The organism is Anaerotruncus colihominis (assembly GCF_010206195.1).
Lineage (GTDB): Bacteria > Bacillota > Clostridia > Oscillospirales > Ruminococcaceae > Anaerotruncus > Anaerotruncus colihominis_A.
This window is the reverse complement of record NZ_VIQT01000003.1, coordinates 105,986-118,865: the sequence shown is the minus strand read 5'-3', so window position 1 is coordinate 118,865 and position 12,880 is coordinate 105,986. Positions and strand designations below refer to the sequence as shown.

The following is a 12,880-nucleotide window of genomic DNA, read 5'->3' as shown; positions in this document are numbered from 1 at the left end:
GAGCGTGAAGTTCTGGTCTTTTGCGGCAGTTGTCGCGCTGGCGGCCTATCTGATCGGAAGCGTGAGCTTTGCGGTGATCGTCTCGCGCGTTGGCGCGCAGGACGATGTACGCCGCCACGGCAGCGGCAACGCCGGCATGACAAATATCCTGCGCAATTACGGTAAAAAAATGGCGGCCTTTACGGCGCTTGGTGATTTCGGCAAGGGAATTGTCGCTGTGGCGGTCGGGCGTATGATCTTTACACTGGCGGGGATTACAGTGCTTGACGGCGGCTATATCGCGGGCTTTTTTGTGGTGCTTGGCCACCTGTTTCCATTGTATTTCGGCTTCAAAGGCGGCAAGGGCGTGCTCACAAGCCTGGGCGTCGTGCTGATGCTCAATTGGGTTGTGTTTGCGCTGCTGGTCGTGCTGCTCCTGCCAGTGGTATTTATTGTAAAAATTGTTTCGCTCACTGTGATCATCGGGTATATCCTGTTCCCATTTTTTACACTGCTGGTCAATTATATCGAGGGGCGGCCGCTTCTGTTTAATTTTGCTTTCGCGTTGCTGTTAAGCTGCCTGGGCGCTTTTATGCACCGCGAAAATATCAAACGCCTGCTTGCCGGGACAGAATACCGGTTCGGGCAGAAAAAGGAAGGCTGACGACAGGAGGAATCTGCATGGCAGAAATTTTGATTCTCGGCGCGGGCGGCTTCGGCACGGCTCTGGCCGTCATGTGCGCGCAGAATGGACACGAAACAACGTTGTATTCACCGTTTCAGGAGGAGATCGAGACGCTGTCCGCCGCGCGGGAGCATAAGAAGCTTTTGCCGGGCGTGAAAATTCCGGAGACGGTCAAAATGGTTTGGGAGCTTCCACAGGCGGTCAGCGCGCCGCTGGTGATTGTGGCGGCGCCGTCGTTTGCCGTGCGCGGCGTCTGCGCGTCCATCAAGGGGCGCGTCGGCCGGGATGCGGTTGTGACATGCGTGGCAAAGGGCTTCGAAACAGGGACGCTTAAAACGCTCTCGCAGGTGATCTCAGAGGAGCTGCTGGAAAACAGCGTCGTTATCCTGTCTGGACCTTCCCACGCCGAGGAGGTTGCGCGCGGCGTCCCGACGACGGTCGTCGCCGCGTCGCGCAGCCGCGCGGCTGCGGAATTTGTACAGGACACGCTGATGAACCCGACGTTGCGCATCTATGTCAACGACGATGTGACGGGCGTTGAGCTTGGCGGCGCGCTTAAAAATGTTATTGCGCTTGCGGCCGGCACGGCTGACGGGCTTGGGTTGGGTGACAATTCGAAAGCGGCGCTGATGACGCGCGGCATCACCGAGATTGCGCGGCTTGGCGTGGCGATGGGCGCATCGATGGAGACGTTCGCGGGGCTTTCAGGCATCGGCGATTTGATCGTGACGTGCACGTCGATGCATTCGCGCAACCGGCGCACAGGCATCCTGATCGGGCAGGGCAAAACGGCGCAGGAAGCCATTGACGAGGTGGGTATGACCGTCGAGGGCTACACGGCGGCAAAATGCGCCTGGGAACTGGCGCGGCGCGCTGGTGTGGAGATGCCCATTATCCGTGAAGTCTACGCCGTGCTGTATGAGGGTAAGCGTCCCGACGCTGCGATCCGTGATCTGATGGGCCGGCCCAAGCGGCATGAATCCGAGGTTATCTGGCTTCTCAGCCGCTAAGGCAAAGAAAGAGCCGTTTTAAAAGATAAAGCATCCGCCGCGGCCAAAACCGCGGCGGATGCTTTATCTTAGAAAGAGGAATGCGGTGGCTGCACTGTTGCCAGAAAGGCGGAGCTTGCAAAATCCACACCCGCCCCCGCTGTTCGCGGCGCAGCCTGTAAAAATACTGGAACCTGCCCCACTATTCGCGGCGTAGCCGATTAAAGTTTTTCGCCGAAGCCTTTTTTCAAAAAGGCTGGAGCGCAGCCGACTAAAGTTTTTTGGCATACCTTTTTTTCAAAAAAGGTATGAAGTTTTTTGCCGAGCTTTTTTTCAAAAAAGCGGGAAAAGCGGGGGGCGGTTTACGAATCCGCAGACGCGCGCAAGCAGCGATTCCGGAGCGAGGCGGGCGGCGAACTTCATAACCTTCATTGTTTTGCCGGGGATGATCAGGCGCTTACGGCGGAACATCTGGTCGACCGCATAGGAAGCGACCTCGACACTTGGCAGCGACGGCATACAAAAACGCACATCGGCCGTCGCGCCAAACTCCGTGTCGACTGGACCGGGGCAGAGCATGCCGATATAAACGGCGCTTTTGCGGCGGCGCAGCTCCTCGCCGATCGACTGCGTCAGACGCAGCACATACGCCTTTGTCGCGTAGTAGCAGGCCATGCCGGGCCCCGGCATAAAACCGGCCATCGATGCCACGTTGAGAATATAGCCGCTGTCCCGCGCGACCAAATCACGCAGGAACAGCTTGGTCAGGATATGCACGGCGCGGATGTTTGTATCGATCATCCGCAGCTCCGTGTCGAGCTGTGTTTCGCAGAAAGCGCCGAACTGGCCAAACCCGGCGTTGTTGATAAGCAGGTCGATCTGCTCGCTGCGCGTTTCGTCGTACAGAGATTTGCAGCGGCCGGCGTCGGACAGGTCCGCACAGATGATGCGCGTCCTGGTCGGCAAGGTGCGCGCGAGCGCCTCGAGCCGGTCGCGGCGGCGCGCGACAAGAATCAGATCATAGCCGCGTCCGCTGAGGACACGCGCCAGATCACGCCCAAGACCGGAGCTGGCTCCGGTGATCAATGCTTTTCGCATGCCAATTACCTCTCTTTTTTACCGGCCGCCCGGGGCTTGTCTTGAAAGCAGGAGCGACCGGATATCCAGACATATGATAGCATATCGCGCTGTCGCAATGGGGAGAAAAGGCACAGTAGCCACAGATACAAAAAGGACGCCGTGAAGCGGCGTCCTCTCAAATTGCAGTTGGCTTACAGCGCGCGCTGAACCTTATCGGAACGCAGGCAGCGGGTGCAGGCATAGATGTGGCGGGGGGTCCCGTCTACAAGCGCCTTGACGCGCTGTACGTTGGGTTTCCATGCCCTGTTGGAGCGCCTGTGCGAGTGAGAAACCCTGATTCCGAACGTTACGCCTTTACCGCAGATATCGCATTTTGCCATGTTCTGCACCTCCTCTGTTTTATCCATTCTGTTTTTAAAGTCAACATTGGTATTCTATCAGATTTACCGGACAAATGCAAGGGCTTTTTTGCAAAATTTTCATTTTGACGGCGCAGCGAGCTGATTTCGGGCGAATCCGCTTGTATTTTACGTTGGGAATCGGTATAATAATCCATGATCATTACCATTATGAACAATGGGGAGAGGGGCATAGCCCTGCCCGGAAAGGCACGGATATGGGGATTTTTAACATGCAGACATTTTTTGTGACATTGATCGTACTGGTTACATCGCTGCCGGTACATGAATTCGCCCATGCCTGGATGGCGTATAAGCTTGGGGACGATACGGCCGCGCGCCAGGGAAGGCTTGATCTGAATCCTTTGCGTCATCTTGACCCGATTGGCGCTCTGATGCTGATTTTAACCCAGAGGTTTGGGTGGGCAAAGCCTGTGCCGGTGGACCCGCGGCGTTTTGACCGGCGTATTTCCATGCGCGCGGGCATGGCGCTCACATCGCTGGCTGGCCCGGCTGCTAATTTGCTCCTGGCGCTGCTTTCGCTGCTGATTGCCAAAATTTTAATGGTTATTATCCTGATGACGAATATAGGCGGGGCGCTGGCGATTTTGGAATGGGTTTTCATCACAATGGCGTCTATTAATGTGTCTCTTGCGGTGTTCAATCTTCTGCCGGTGCCGCCGCTCGACGGTTTTTCCATCCTCAGCTTTTTTGTGCCGGCAAAGTGGGAGTACAAGGTGCGCCAGTACCAGCAGGTCATTTACATCGTTCTGCTTGTGCTCGTCGTGAGCGGTGCGCTCAATATACCGCTGGTGTTCCTGAGCAATCTGCTGTTCAAAGGGCTGAATTTTTTGACCGGCTTTGTCAATGTGATCGCGGAGATGATCCTGTGAGCATGGAAAAGCCTCAGTTCAAGACGGGCGGGTTTGAAGGTCCGCTCGACCTTCTTTTGTATCTGATCCAAAAGCATAAGCTTGATATCTGCGATATAGAGATTTCAGCGCTGCTCGAGCAGTATCTGGCCTATATCGACGCGATGGGACAGGACGATCTGGAAATCGCCAGCGAATTTCTGGAGATGGCCGCGCGGCTTGTATATATTAAAACAGCAATGCTGCTGCCTCGCCACGAGGAGGAGGGCGTCAAGCTCAAGGCCGAATTGCAGGGGCAGCTTTTGGAGTATCAGGTCTGCCAACGGGTGGCCGCGCAGCTTGGCGCGCTCAGCCGGTTGTATCTGAATTTTGCGCGGCAGCCGATGAAGCTGCCCGCTGACCACTCCTACAAGCTGACGCATTCCCCGCAGGTCCTTTATAATGCGTACCGTGACGCGGCCGGGCGCGGCGCGCGGCGTCTGCCGCCGCCGGCGCGCGCCTTTTCGGGGATTGTGGCGCGCCGCGTCGTATCGGTCGGCAGCCGGATTCTGCATATCCTGCGCGGGCTTTACCGGACAGGCAGCGCGTCGTATGAGAGCCTGTTTTTGACAAGTACGGACCGCAGCGAGCTTGTCGCGACGTTTCTGGCGGTGCTTGAGCTTGTCAAGGCGCGCCGCATCACGGTTGACGGCGGTCAGGTTTCGTTTGAACGCGGCGGGCGGGCAAGGCCAAAACAGGAGGCGCTGACATGATCGATTTACCGCAGAAACAGATTCTCGCTATCCTGTTCGCGGGCGGCGAGGCGGTCGAGGCGTCGCGTGTGGCGCAGGCCATCGGCGCGGATGAGGAAACCGTCCTGCGCTATGTGCCGCATCTGCGCGACGCACTCGCCGACGCGGGGATGCCGTTCGAGGTGCTGCGCCTGGGCGACCGGCTCCAGCTGTGCACGTCGTCCGACTATGCGGCGGTCATCCGCGCGGCGCTGGAATTGCGCCGCAGCGCGCCGCTTTCGCAGGCGGCGCTGGAGGTGTTGGCCGTCATCGCCTACAACCAGCCTGTGACGCGCGCGTTTATTGAACAGGTACGCGGCGTCGACAGCTCCGGTGTCGTCAATTCCCTGATCGAAAAGTCGCTGATCGAGGAAGCGGGACGGCTCGACCTGCCCGGGCGGCCGATCGCTTACCGCACGACGCCGGATTTTCTGCGCTGCTTCGGTCTGGAAAGCCTTGACAAGCTGCCGGCGCTTCCATCCGCCGATGAGGACGCGCCGCCGGACGATGTGCTGGAAGGGCAGGTCGCTTTCGGCGAGTTGGAGGAGGCCAGGCCGGAATAACGGATGGGAGGGATCGCAATGGCGGCGGTCGGCTTTGTACTGCTGGCGATTCTGGCGCTTTTGCTGCTCTTGTTGTGCATCCCGATCGTTGGATCGGCGCGGTTTGACTCGGACGCGCCGGGCGAGGCGTATGTGCAATGGCTGTTTTACCGGCGGTGGCTATTGGGGCGGAAAAAGCCCCCGCGTCCAAAGAAAAAACAGGAACAGCCGCCAAAACAGGCGCCGGTCGCACCCGCGGGGAAGGAAAAGAAGGACCTTTCGGCCGCCATCGGCACAGCGATGGATTTCATTGCGTCGCTGGGCAGTGGCGCGAAGATGCTTTTACGGCGTGTGTGTATCTACCATGTGCATCTGCGCGTCGTCGTAGCGGAGGACGACGCGGCTCAGACCGCGATTGCCTTCGGCCGTATGAACGCGCTTGTCTATACGGCGTATACAGCGGCACGCGGGCTGTTTAATCTGAAAAAGCCGGATATTCTCATCACGCCGGATTTTATGGCGCAGGAGGGTTCCTGGCAGTTTGAGGCGCGCGGCCGGCTGCTGCCGATTGCCGCTGTCGCCGCCGCCGTGCGGATTGGCGCGGCGTTTCTTGTCAAGACTGTAAAAAGGCAGGCCGTCCGTGAAAAAGTGAAAGCACGGCGCGAACAGGTGTTCCAGCCAAAGGCCGGGACAGGCGCGCGCGGCCGGTGAACTGTAAAAGGAGGTTCTTTTCCATGAGCAATGAAAAGCATCCAATCAGCGAACTGATGGACAGCTCGCTTCAAAACCTGCGCACGCTTGTCGACGCGGACACCGTTGTCGGTGAGGCGATCACAACGCCCGATGGGACCGTAATCATTCCGGTTTCCAAGGTGAGCTTTGGTTTTGCTTCCGGCGGGTCGGACATCCCGACCATCAAGCAGGCCGGCCAGTTCGGCGGCGGCGCCGGCGGCGGCGTTTCGGTGCAGCCGATCGCGTTCCTTGTCATCAAGGACGGCCATGTGGAGCTTTTACAGATGAACGACAGCAAAACGACCGCCGACCGCATTGTCACTATGGCGCCTGAGATGGTAGATAAGTTCGCGGATCTGTTCGCCAAGCGGGATAAAAAGGAGCGCCGTTCACACAGCGAAGAGGCTGGCGGGGAAAGCAAAGGGTAATTTCGGGCGCGCGCGCGGCATAAAATGACCTGTATCGAAATTCGGAAACTGTTTGAAACATCCGCTGTGGATGGTGCGGCAGTTTCCAGGTGCGGGTGATGTGATGCTGAAACGGGCGATCCTTTTGTTGGCGGCCTTTGCGGCGCTGTTTATATGCGTGCGCTTGACGGATGCGCACGCCCTTGAGGCCGCGCCGGCGGCCGCACAATCGATTCCCGACACGATTGGCCTTGATACAAAGGCCAAAGCGGCCGTCGTGCTCGATGCCGCGACCGGGCGCGTGTTGTTTGCCAAAAACGCCAACGCGCGATTGCCGATGGCCTCCACGACAAAGATCATGAGCACGCTGCTCGCGCTGGAGCAGGACAGCCAGGACGAATGGTTTATTGTGGACCCGGATGCAATCCGCGTCGAAGGTTCGTCGATGGGATTGCGCGCCGGCGACCGCGTGACGCTCTCGGCGCTCGCCTATGGGATGATGCTGCCGTCAGGTAACGACGCTGCCAACGCGGCTGCCGTGCGAATCGCGGGCAGCAAGGAGGCGTTTGCGCAGATGATGAACGAGCGCGCCGCCGAGCTGGGGATGGAGGATTCTCATTTTGTCACGCCGAGCGGGCTGGACGACGACGCGCATTACTCAAGCGCCTATGATATGGCGCTATTGACGCGCGAGGCGCTTTCAAATCCGCGGTTTGCCGAAATCTGCTCCCAGAAAAGCGCGAAGGTGTGCTTTGGCAATCCGCCGGCCGACCGCTGGCTTTCCAACCACAACAGGCTTTTAAAGCTTTATCCTGATGCGGCGGGCGTCAAGACTGGGTTTACGGATGCGGCCGGCCGCTGCCTGGTGTCGTATGCCCAGCGTGACGGCGTGCGCCTGATCGTTGTGACGCTTAATTGTCCTGATGACTGGAACGAGCATATGAAGCTTTATGAACACTACTTCGGGGCGCTGACGCAGGCCGCGCCCGGCGAGCTGATCCCGGCGGCCGATCTGCCTGTAACGGGCGGCGTGCAGGCATATGCCGCCGTAACGTTTGACGAGCCGGAGCCTGTCGCGCTGATGCCCGGCGAGCGGCTGGATGTGACGGTTACAGCCAAGCCGTTTTTATACGCGCCGGTGAAAACGGGCGACGTGGTTGGTCACGCGCTGTTTTATGTTGACGGTCAGCCTGTGGCGGATGTAACACTGACGGCGGCAAATGATGTCGCAGCGGTAAAAGGAAAACCGTCGTTTTTCACACGCCTGATTGGCGGGTGACGGGCGGCGGACTGGAATGAATGAAAACGGAGGACGGCAATGGCAAAGGCAAACGGTATCCGCATCCAAAAGGTGCTTTCTGAAAACGGCGTCATGTCACGCCGCAAGGCCGAGGAGGCGATCGCACAGGGGCGCGTCACGGTCAACGGCCATCCGGCGCAGCCGGGCAATCCGGTTGATCCGTCGCGCGACGTGATCGCGATTGACGGCGTGCGTGTGCAGCTTCGCAAAAAGAAACAGAATGTGTATATCATGCTTCATAAGCCGCGCGGCTTTGTCACGACCACGTCGGATGAGCTTGGGCGCAGGTGTGTGACTGATCTTGTAAAGGACGCGCCGGCGCGCGTCTACCCTGTGGGGCGTCTCGACCGCAACAGCGAGGGGCTGCTTTTACTTACGAACGACGGCACGTTTGCCAATCTTGTGATGCATCCGTCGAACCATATCTCCAAGACGTACCGTGTGACGGCGCGCCCGGATGTTTCGGACGAGCAGGCTGCGAAGATGTCTGCCGGTGTGATGCTCGACGGGCGCATGACGCTGCCGGCGACGGTGCTTGTGTTGGAGAAGCGGGATGGGCGCGTTGTTTTGCAGATCACAATTCAGGAGGGGCGCAACCGGCAGGTACGCCGCATGTGCGAGGCGGTTGGGCTTGAGGTCGCGCGTCTCAAGCGCACGTCGGTCGGCCCGCTCAAGCTCGGTATGTTGCAGCCCGGACAGTGGCGCGAGCTGCGTCCGGCGGAGGTGGCCGCGCTGCGCAATGCGGCGTCGAAAAAACAGGCGGACAGGCTGTCCGAGTAACGTACCGGCCGGAAGGCGGGCCGCGCGCCCGTTTTCCGGTCGTTCTTATAGGGCGTGCGTTTGCCGTATACGGCGTACGCTGCGCAGAGGAGGTTTTTTTCGTGCTGACAATCAAACGGATCGCAGACGCGCGCCTGGCCGCGCGCGTCTGCGACAGCCTTGGAGCGGCGGGGCAGGGAGCGTTCGCTTACGGGGCGTTTCAGAATGGCGATGTGCTCGCAACAGCGGCTTTTTCAACGGCCGGCGGCTGTGTGACGCTCTGCGGCGCCGACACAGGGCGGCGCATGGATGCGGGGCTTGTCGACGGGATGGCACGGGCTGCCTTCGCGGCTGCATTGCGGACAGGAGCAAAGACAGCCAGGCTTGGCGCGGATCTTGCGCCAAAGCTGCGGTTGGCGTTGACGAAGCTTGGATATGAGGCGGACGCGCCATTTTCACTCGACGCGTTTTTCGCGCGTAAAAACTGCATGTCCGGCGGCCGCGGGCCGGAAGGTTAGAGGTGGAATATCTTCGTTAAAAAATCATCAAAAAAACGCAAATAATGCTTGTTATTTGAGTTTGAAGCGTGTATACTTTAAAATGGTTAGGTTTTGATGTTTTCAAGACTGGGAATGTGGAAAGTCCACAAAATAATTCCAAAGTTCGTTGTATTTTTCCCCGCCCGGCTGGGCGGGCGTCCGTGCAAAATCCCATTTGTGCGGATGACGAATCAGATAGGAGGATAAAAACATGAGTGACAAGGCGATGCCACTGGCCGACGCCCGCAAGGACGCGCTCAAGGACACGGCGGCCCGCAGGCGGATAGCGGCCCTCTTTGACCCCGACACCTTTGTCGAGGTTGGCGCTCTGGTCAAAAACGGCTGTGACGGCGCGGGCGTCATCACAGGCTACGGACTTGTGGACGGCAGTCCGGTTTACACGTTCGCGCAGGATACTTCTGTACGCAACGGCGCGGTCGGCGCTGCACACGGTTCCAAAATTAAAAAGATTTATGAGCTGGCGCTCAAGAGCGGCGCGCCGGTGGTCGGAATCTACGATTCCAACGGCGCGGCGATCGATGAAGGGCTTGACGCGATGGCCGCTTACGGCGATATGCTCTGCTGGACCAACAACCTTTCCGGCGTTGTTCCGCAGGTTTCCGTGGTGCTCGGACCCTGCGCCGGTTGTGCGGCGATGATTGCGGCTTCGGCGGATTTCGTAGTGGCCAGCGAGCAGGCGGAACTGTTTTTAGCGCCTGGCGACGAGGCGTGCGACGCGAAGAACGCCGCGCTGTCGGGTGTGGCGCACCTTGTCGAGAAGGATGAGGCTGCCGCTGTTGCGGCGGCGCGCAGACTGATCGCGCTTTTGCCCTCCAACAATCTTTCCGCTCTGCCGCTGTGCGAATTTAGGGAAGCGGACAAAGCGGCCGCCGCTTTGGAAGCCGCTGCCAAGGCGATGGACAAGGCGGATATGATGAAGATCATCGACAGCGTTGCCGATGCGGGCAGCGTGATCGAGCTTCAGAAGGATTTCACAAAGTGCGGCGTGCATGTCGCGCTGGGTACAGTGGCCGGCTCGACGGTTGGATTTGTGGCGGCTTCCGATTCAGGCAAAGTCTGCTCGAACGGCAGCAGCAAGATTGCGCGTTTTGTTGCGATCTGTGATTCGTTCCAGATCCCGGTTGTTACATTTGTCAACTGCGCAGGGTTTGCCGCGACAAACGGCCATGCATTCCGCGGCGGTGTGCGCGAGGTCGCAAAGCTGGCGCATGTTTACGCTGAGGCGACCACGCCAAAAATTGCTGTGATCTGCGGCGCGGCGTACGGTTCCGCCTATGTCGCCCTGGCAGGCCGCGGCGCCAACGCCGATTATGCGGTCGCGTGGCCGGATGCTGTGATCAGCGCGCTTTCCCCGGCGACGGCCGTTGCCTTTATGGAAGGCGACAAGATCACAAAGGATAAGACACGCGCCCAGGTGGAGGCCGAGTATGCAGCCAATGAGGCAGGCGCTGTGGCGGCTGCCGCGAAGGGTCATATTGATGATGTGGTCGATCCGGCCGATACCCGTGCGGCTGTTGTTTCCGCCATTGATATGCTGATCGGCAAACGTGTGAGCAGGCTGCCGAAAAAGCACGCCAATATCCCGATGTAACAGCGCCCGCGCGGCGCGCGATCCTGTATCAGCAGCGGCGGGTTTGCCCGCCCAACATATGGGCTGCCGGCCGATGCGGCGGACCCCGATTATTATAAGGAGGCAAATTGTTATGAAACGGTTTAATATAGTTGTCAACGGCAGGGCGTATGATGTTCAGGTCGATGAAATGGCTCCCGGCGCGCCGATGCCGGCGCCCGCCCCTGCCGCGATGCCGTCCGCGATCCCGTCGCCGGTTCCGTCGCCGGTTGGATATGCTGCTCCGGCCCCGGCCCCTGTCGCGCCGGCTCCGGCTGCCCCCGCGCCGGCTCCTGCCGCCGCGCCCGCGGCCGCTCCTGCGGCCCCCGCCCCGGCGCCGGCCGCCGCTGCGGCCGGCGCAACAAAGGTCACGGCCCCAATGCCCGGCAATATTCTTGATATCAAGGTCAAGGAGGGCGACCATGTCGGGGCGAACGATCTGCTGCTCATGCTGGAAGCGATGAAGATGGAAAACGAAATCTTCAGCCCGGTCTCCGGTACGGTCGTCGGCGTTCATGTCAAGAAAGGCGATGCCGTCAACTCCGATGATCTGCTGATCTCCATCGGTTAAGGGGGCGAAACATCAATGGCTCAGAAGGTAAAAATCTGTGAAACCATCCTACGTGACGCGCATCAATCCCTGATTGCGACGCGTATGCGTCTCGACGAGATGCTTCCGATCCTGCCCGCGATGGATGAGGTCGGCTTTTATTCGTGCGAATGCTGGGGCGGCGCCACGTTTGACGCATGCATCCGTTTTCTTGACGAAGATCCGTGGGAGCGGCTGCGTGTGATCCGCAAAAATATGCCGAACACAAAGCTGCAAATGCTGTTCCGCGGACAGAATATGCTCGGTTACCGCCACTATGCCGATGATGCGGTTGAATATTTTGTAAAGAAATCGGTCGACAACGGCATCGATATCATCCGCATTTTCGATGCGCTCAACGACATCCGCAATCTGGAGGCTTCGATCAAGGCGACAAAAAAGACAAGCGCGCATATGCAGGCGGCGATCTCTTATACGCTGTCGCCGGTGCACAATGTGGAATATTTTGTCCAGTATGCAAAACAGCTTGAGGACGCGGGCGCGGATTCGATCTGCATCAAGGATATGGCGGCGCTGATTACGCCGTCGGTGGCCTATGAGCTGACGGCGGCACTGAAAAAGGCGGTTAAGATCCCGGTCAACCTGCATACGCATTATACATCCGGGCTCGCCTCAATGTCGCTGCTCAAGAGCATCGAGGCTGGCTGCGACATCATCGACACGGCCATGTCGCCGCTCGCGATGGGCACGTCGCACGCGGCGACCGAATCGATGGTTGCGGCGCTTGAGGGAACGCCGTATGACACAGGGCTGGATTTGAAAAAGCTTGATGTGGTGCGGGCGCATTTTGCCAAGCTGCGTGAAAAATATCTGGCGGACGGGCTGCTCAATCCGAAGGTTATGGGCGTTGACGCGAATACGCTTATTTACCAGGTGCCGGGCGGCATGTTGTCGAACCTGGTTTCGCAGCTCAAGCAGGCCGGTAAGGAGGACAAATTCGAGGACGTTCTGCGCGAGGTTCCAAATGTGCGCAAGGACGCCGGTTATCCGCCGCTTGTCACACCGACTTCCCAGATCGTGGGTACACAGGCTGTGTTCAACGTGATCATGGGCGAGCGTTACAAGATGGTTACAAAGGAATTCAAAGGACTGGTCAAGGGCGAATACGGCAGGACGCCGGCGCCGATTGACGCTGCATTCCGTAAGAAAATCCTTGGTGACGAGCAGCCGATCGAATGCCGTCCGGCTGATCTGATCGAACCGGAGATGGAGAAGCTGCGCGCCGAGTTCCCGCCCGAATATCTCGAGCAGGAGGAGGATATCCTCACGATGGCAATGTTCCCGCAGGTAGCTCCCAAGTTCTTTGAGTCGCGCAAGAACAAAAAGTATGGTGTGGACGGTAAGCACGGCGACAAGGCAAGCAAAGTGCATCCCGTTTGATTAAGGTATAAGAGGGGCGCGTCCTTCGGGATGCGCCCCTCGGGGTTTGCTAGGAAAAAGAATGTGCAGGTGCAAGGCATAAAATGTGGGAATCTGTCCGATTTGAGGAGCTTTTGCGCTTCACACAGCCTTGCGTTGACAAATTAATAAAATACAAGTAAAATAGGAATATTAAGATGTGAGGCCAAACGGGGCCCGCTCGCAAAGG

The 12,880-nt window shown here is 58.7% G+C and carries 15 protein-coding genes; 13 read left to right on the top strand and 2 right to left on the bottom strand.

Annotated features, from left to right (window positions below):
• The first annotated feature begins 4 nt into the window (after positions 1 to 4).
• On the top strand, positions 5 to 643 hold the full coding sequence (gene plsY, locus FMM72_RS01600) for a glycerol-3-phosphate 1-O-acyltransferase PlsY (protein ID WP_257431763.1): 639 nt from the start codon (positions 5 to 7) through the stop codon (positions 641 to 643).
• A 17-nt stretch (positions 644 to 660) separates the two neighbouring features.
• A complete protein-coding gene (locus FMM72_RS01595; protein WP_162220382.1) occupies positions 661 to 1,674 on the top strand; it encodes an NAD(P)H-dependent glycerol-3-phosphate dehydrogenase in 1,014 nt (337 codons plus the stop codon).
• Between the two features lie 312 nt (positions 1,675 to 1,986).
• Here FMM72_RS01595 and FMM72_RS01590 read toward each other — a convergent pair whose 3' ends face one another.
• Together FMM72_RS01590 and rpmB are read right to left on the bottom strand one after the other, a co-directional pair.
• On the bottom strand, positions 1,987 to 2,751 hold the full coding sequence (locus FMM72_RS01590; protein WP_162220381.1) for an SDR family NAD(P)-dependent oxidoreductase: 765 nt from the start codon (positions 2,749 to 2,751) through the stop codon (positions 1,987 to 1,989).
• Between the two features lie 173 nt (positions 2,752 to 2,924).
• A complete protein-coding gene (gene rpmB, locus FMM72_RS01585) occupies positions 2,925 to 3,113 on the bottom strand; it encodes a 50S ribosomal protein L28 (protein WP_024729663.1) in 189 nt (62 codons plus the stop codon).
• A 251-nt stretch (positions 3,114 to 3,364) separates the two neighbouring features.
• Between rpmB and FMM72_RS01580 the strand changes: the two genes are divergently transcribed.
• The 11 genes from FMM72_RS01580 (at position 3,365) to FMM72_RS01530 (ending at position 12,672) form a co-directional block, all read left to right on the top strand.
• Positions 3,365 to 4,024, top strand: a complete 660-nt coding sequence (locus FMM72_RS01580; protein ID WP_162220380.1) for a site-2 protease family protein — start codon at positions 3,365 to 3,367, stop codon at positions 4,022 to 4,024.
• A gap of 2 nt (positions 4,025 to 4,026) precedes the next feature.
• Positions 4,027 to 4,755: a segregation and condensation protein A gene (locus FMM72_RS01575; RefSeq protein WP_162220440.1), complete on the top strand. Its 729-nt coding sequence runs from the start codon at positions 4,027 to 4,029 to the stop codon at positions 4,753 to 4,755.
• Positions 4,752 to 5,336 carry an SMC-Scp complex subunit ScpB gene (gene scpB / locus FMM72_RS01570; RefSeq protein ID WP_162220379.1) on the top strand — a complete coding sequence of 195 codons (585 nt, stop codon included), beginning with the start codon at positions 4,752 to 4,754 and terminating at the stop codon, positions 5,334 to 5,336. Before FMM72_RS01575 ends, scpB begins: the two co-directional genes overlap by 4 nt.
• Positions 5,337 to 5,354: 18 nt before the next feature.
• Positions 5,355 to 6,026, top strand: a complete 672-nt coding sequence (locus tag FMM72_RS01565) for a DUF2953 domain-containing protein (RefSeq protein ID WP_162220378.1) — start codon at positions 5,355 to 5,357, stop codon at positions 6,024 to 6,026.
• Positions 6,027 to 6,049: 23 nt separating this feature from the next.
• Complete coding sequence (ytfJ, locus tag FMM72_RS01560; protein ID WP_162220377.1) at positions 6,050 to 6,475, top strand: GerW family sporulation protein; 426 nt, start codon at positions 6,050 to 6,052, stop codon at positions 6,473 to 6,475.
• 103 nt (positions 6,476 to 6,578) lie between these two features.
• A complete protein-coding gene (locus tag FMM72_RS01555) occupies positions 6,579 to 7,733 on the top strand; it encodes a D-alanyl-D-alanine carboxypeptidase family protein (RefSeq protein ID WP_162220439.1) in 1,155 nt (384 codons plus the stop codon).
• Between the two features lie 39 nt (positions 7,734 to 7,772).
• A complete protein-coding gene (locus FMM72_RS01550) occupies positions 7,773 to 8,534 on the top strand; it encodes a pseudouridine synthase (RefSeq protein ID WP_162220376.1) in 762 nt (253 codons plus the stop codon).
• 101 nt (positions 8,535 to 8,635) lie between these two features.
• Complete coding sequence (locus FMM72_RS01545; RefSeq protein WP_162220375.1) at positions 8,636 to 9,031, top strand: hypothetical protein; 396 nt, start codon at positions 8,636 to 8,638, stop codon at positions 9,029 to 9,031.
• Between the two features lie 232 nt (positions 9,032 to 9,263).
• The gene (locus FMM72_RS01540; RefSeq protein ID WP_162220374.1) at positions 9,264 to 10,664 is read left to right on the top strand and encodes a carboxyl transferase domain-containing protein; all 1,401 of its coding nucleotides are present in this window, start codon (positions 9,264 to 9,266) and stop codon (positions 10,662 to 10,664) included.
• A gap of 112 nt (positions 10,665 to 10,776) precedes the next feature.
• On the top strand, positions 10,777 to 11,253 hold the full coding sequence (locus FMM72_RS01535) for a biotin/lipoyl-containing protein (protein ID WP_162220373.1): 477 nt from the start codon (positions 10,777 to 10,779) through the stop codon (positions 11,251 to 11,253).
• A gap of 15 nt (positions 11,254 to 11,268) precedes the next feature.
• Complete coding sequence (locus tag FMM72_RS01530; protein ID WP_160210214.1) at positions 11,269 to 12,672, top strand: oxaloacetate decarboxylase subunit alpha; 1,404 nt, start codon at positions 11,269 to 11,271, stop codon at positions 12,670 to 12,672.
• The last annotated feature ends 208 nt before the right edge of the window (positions 12,673 to 12,880 follow it).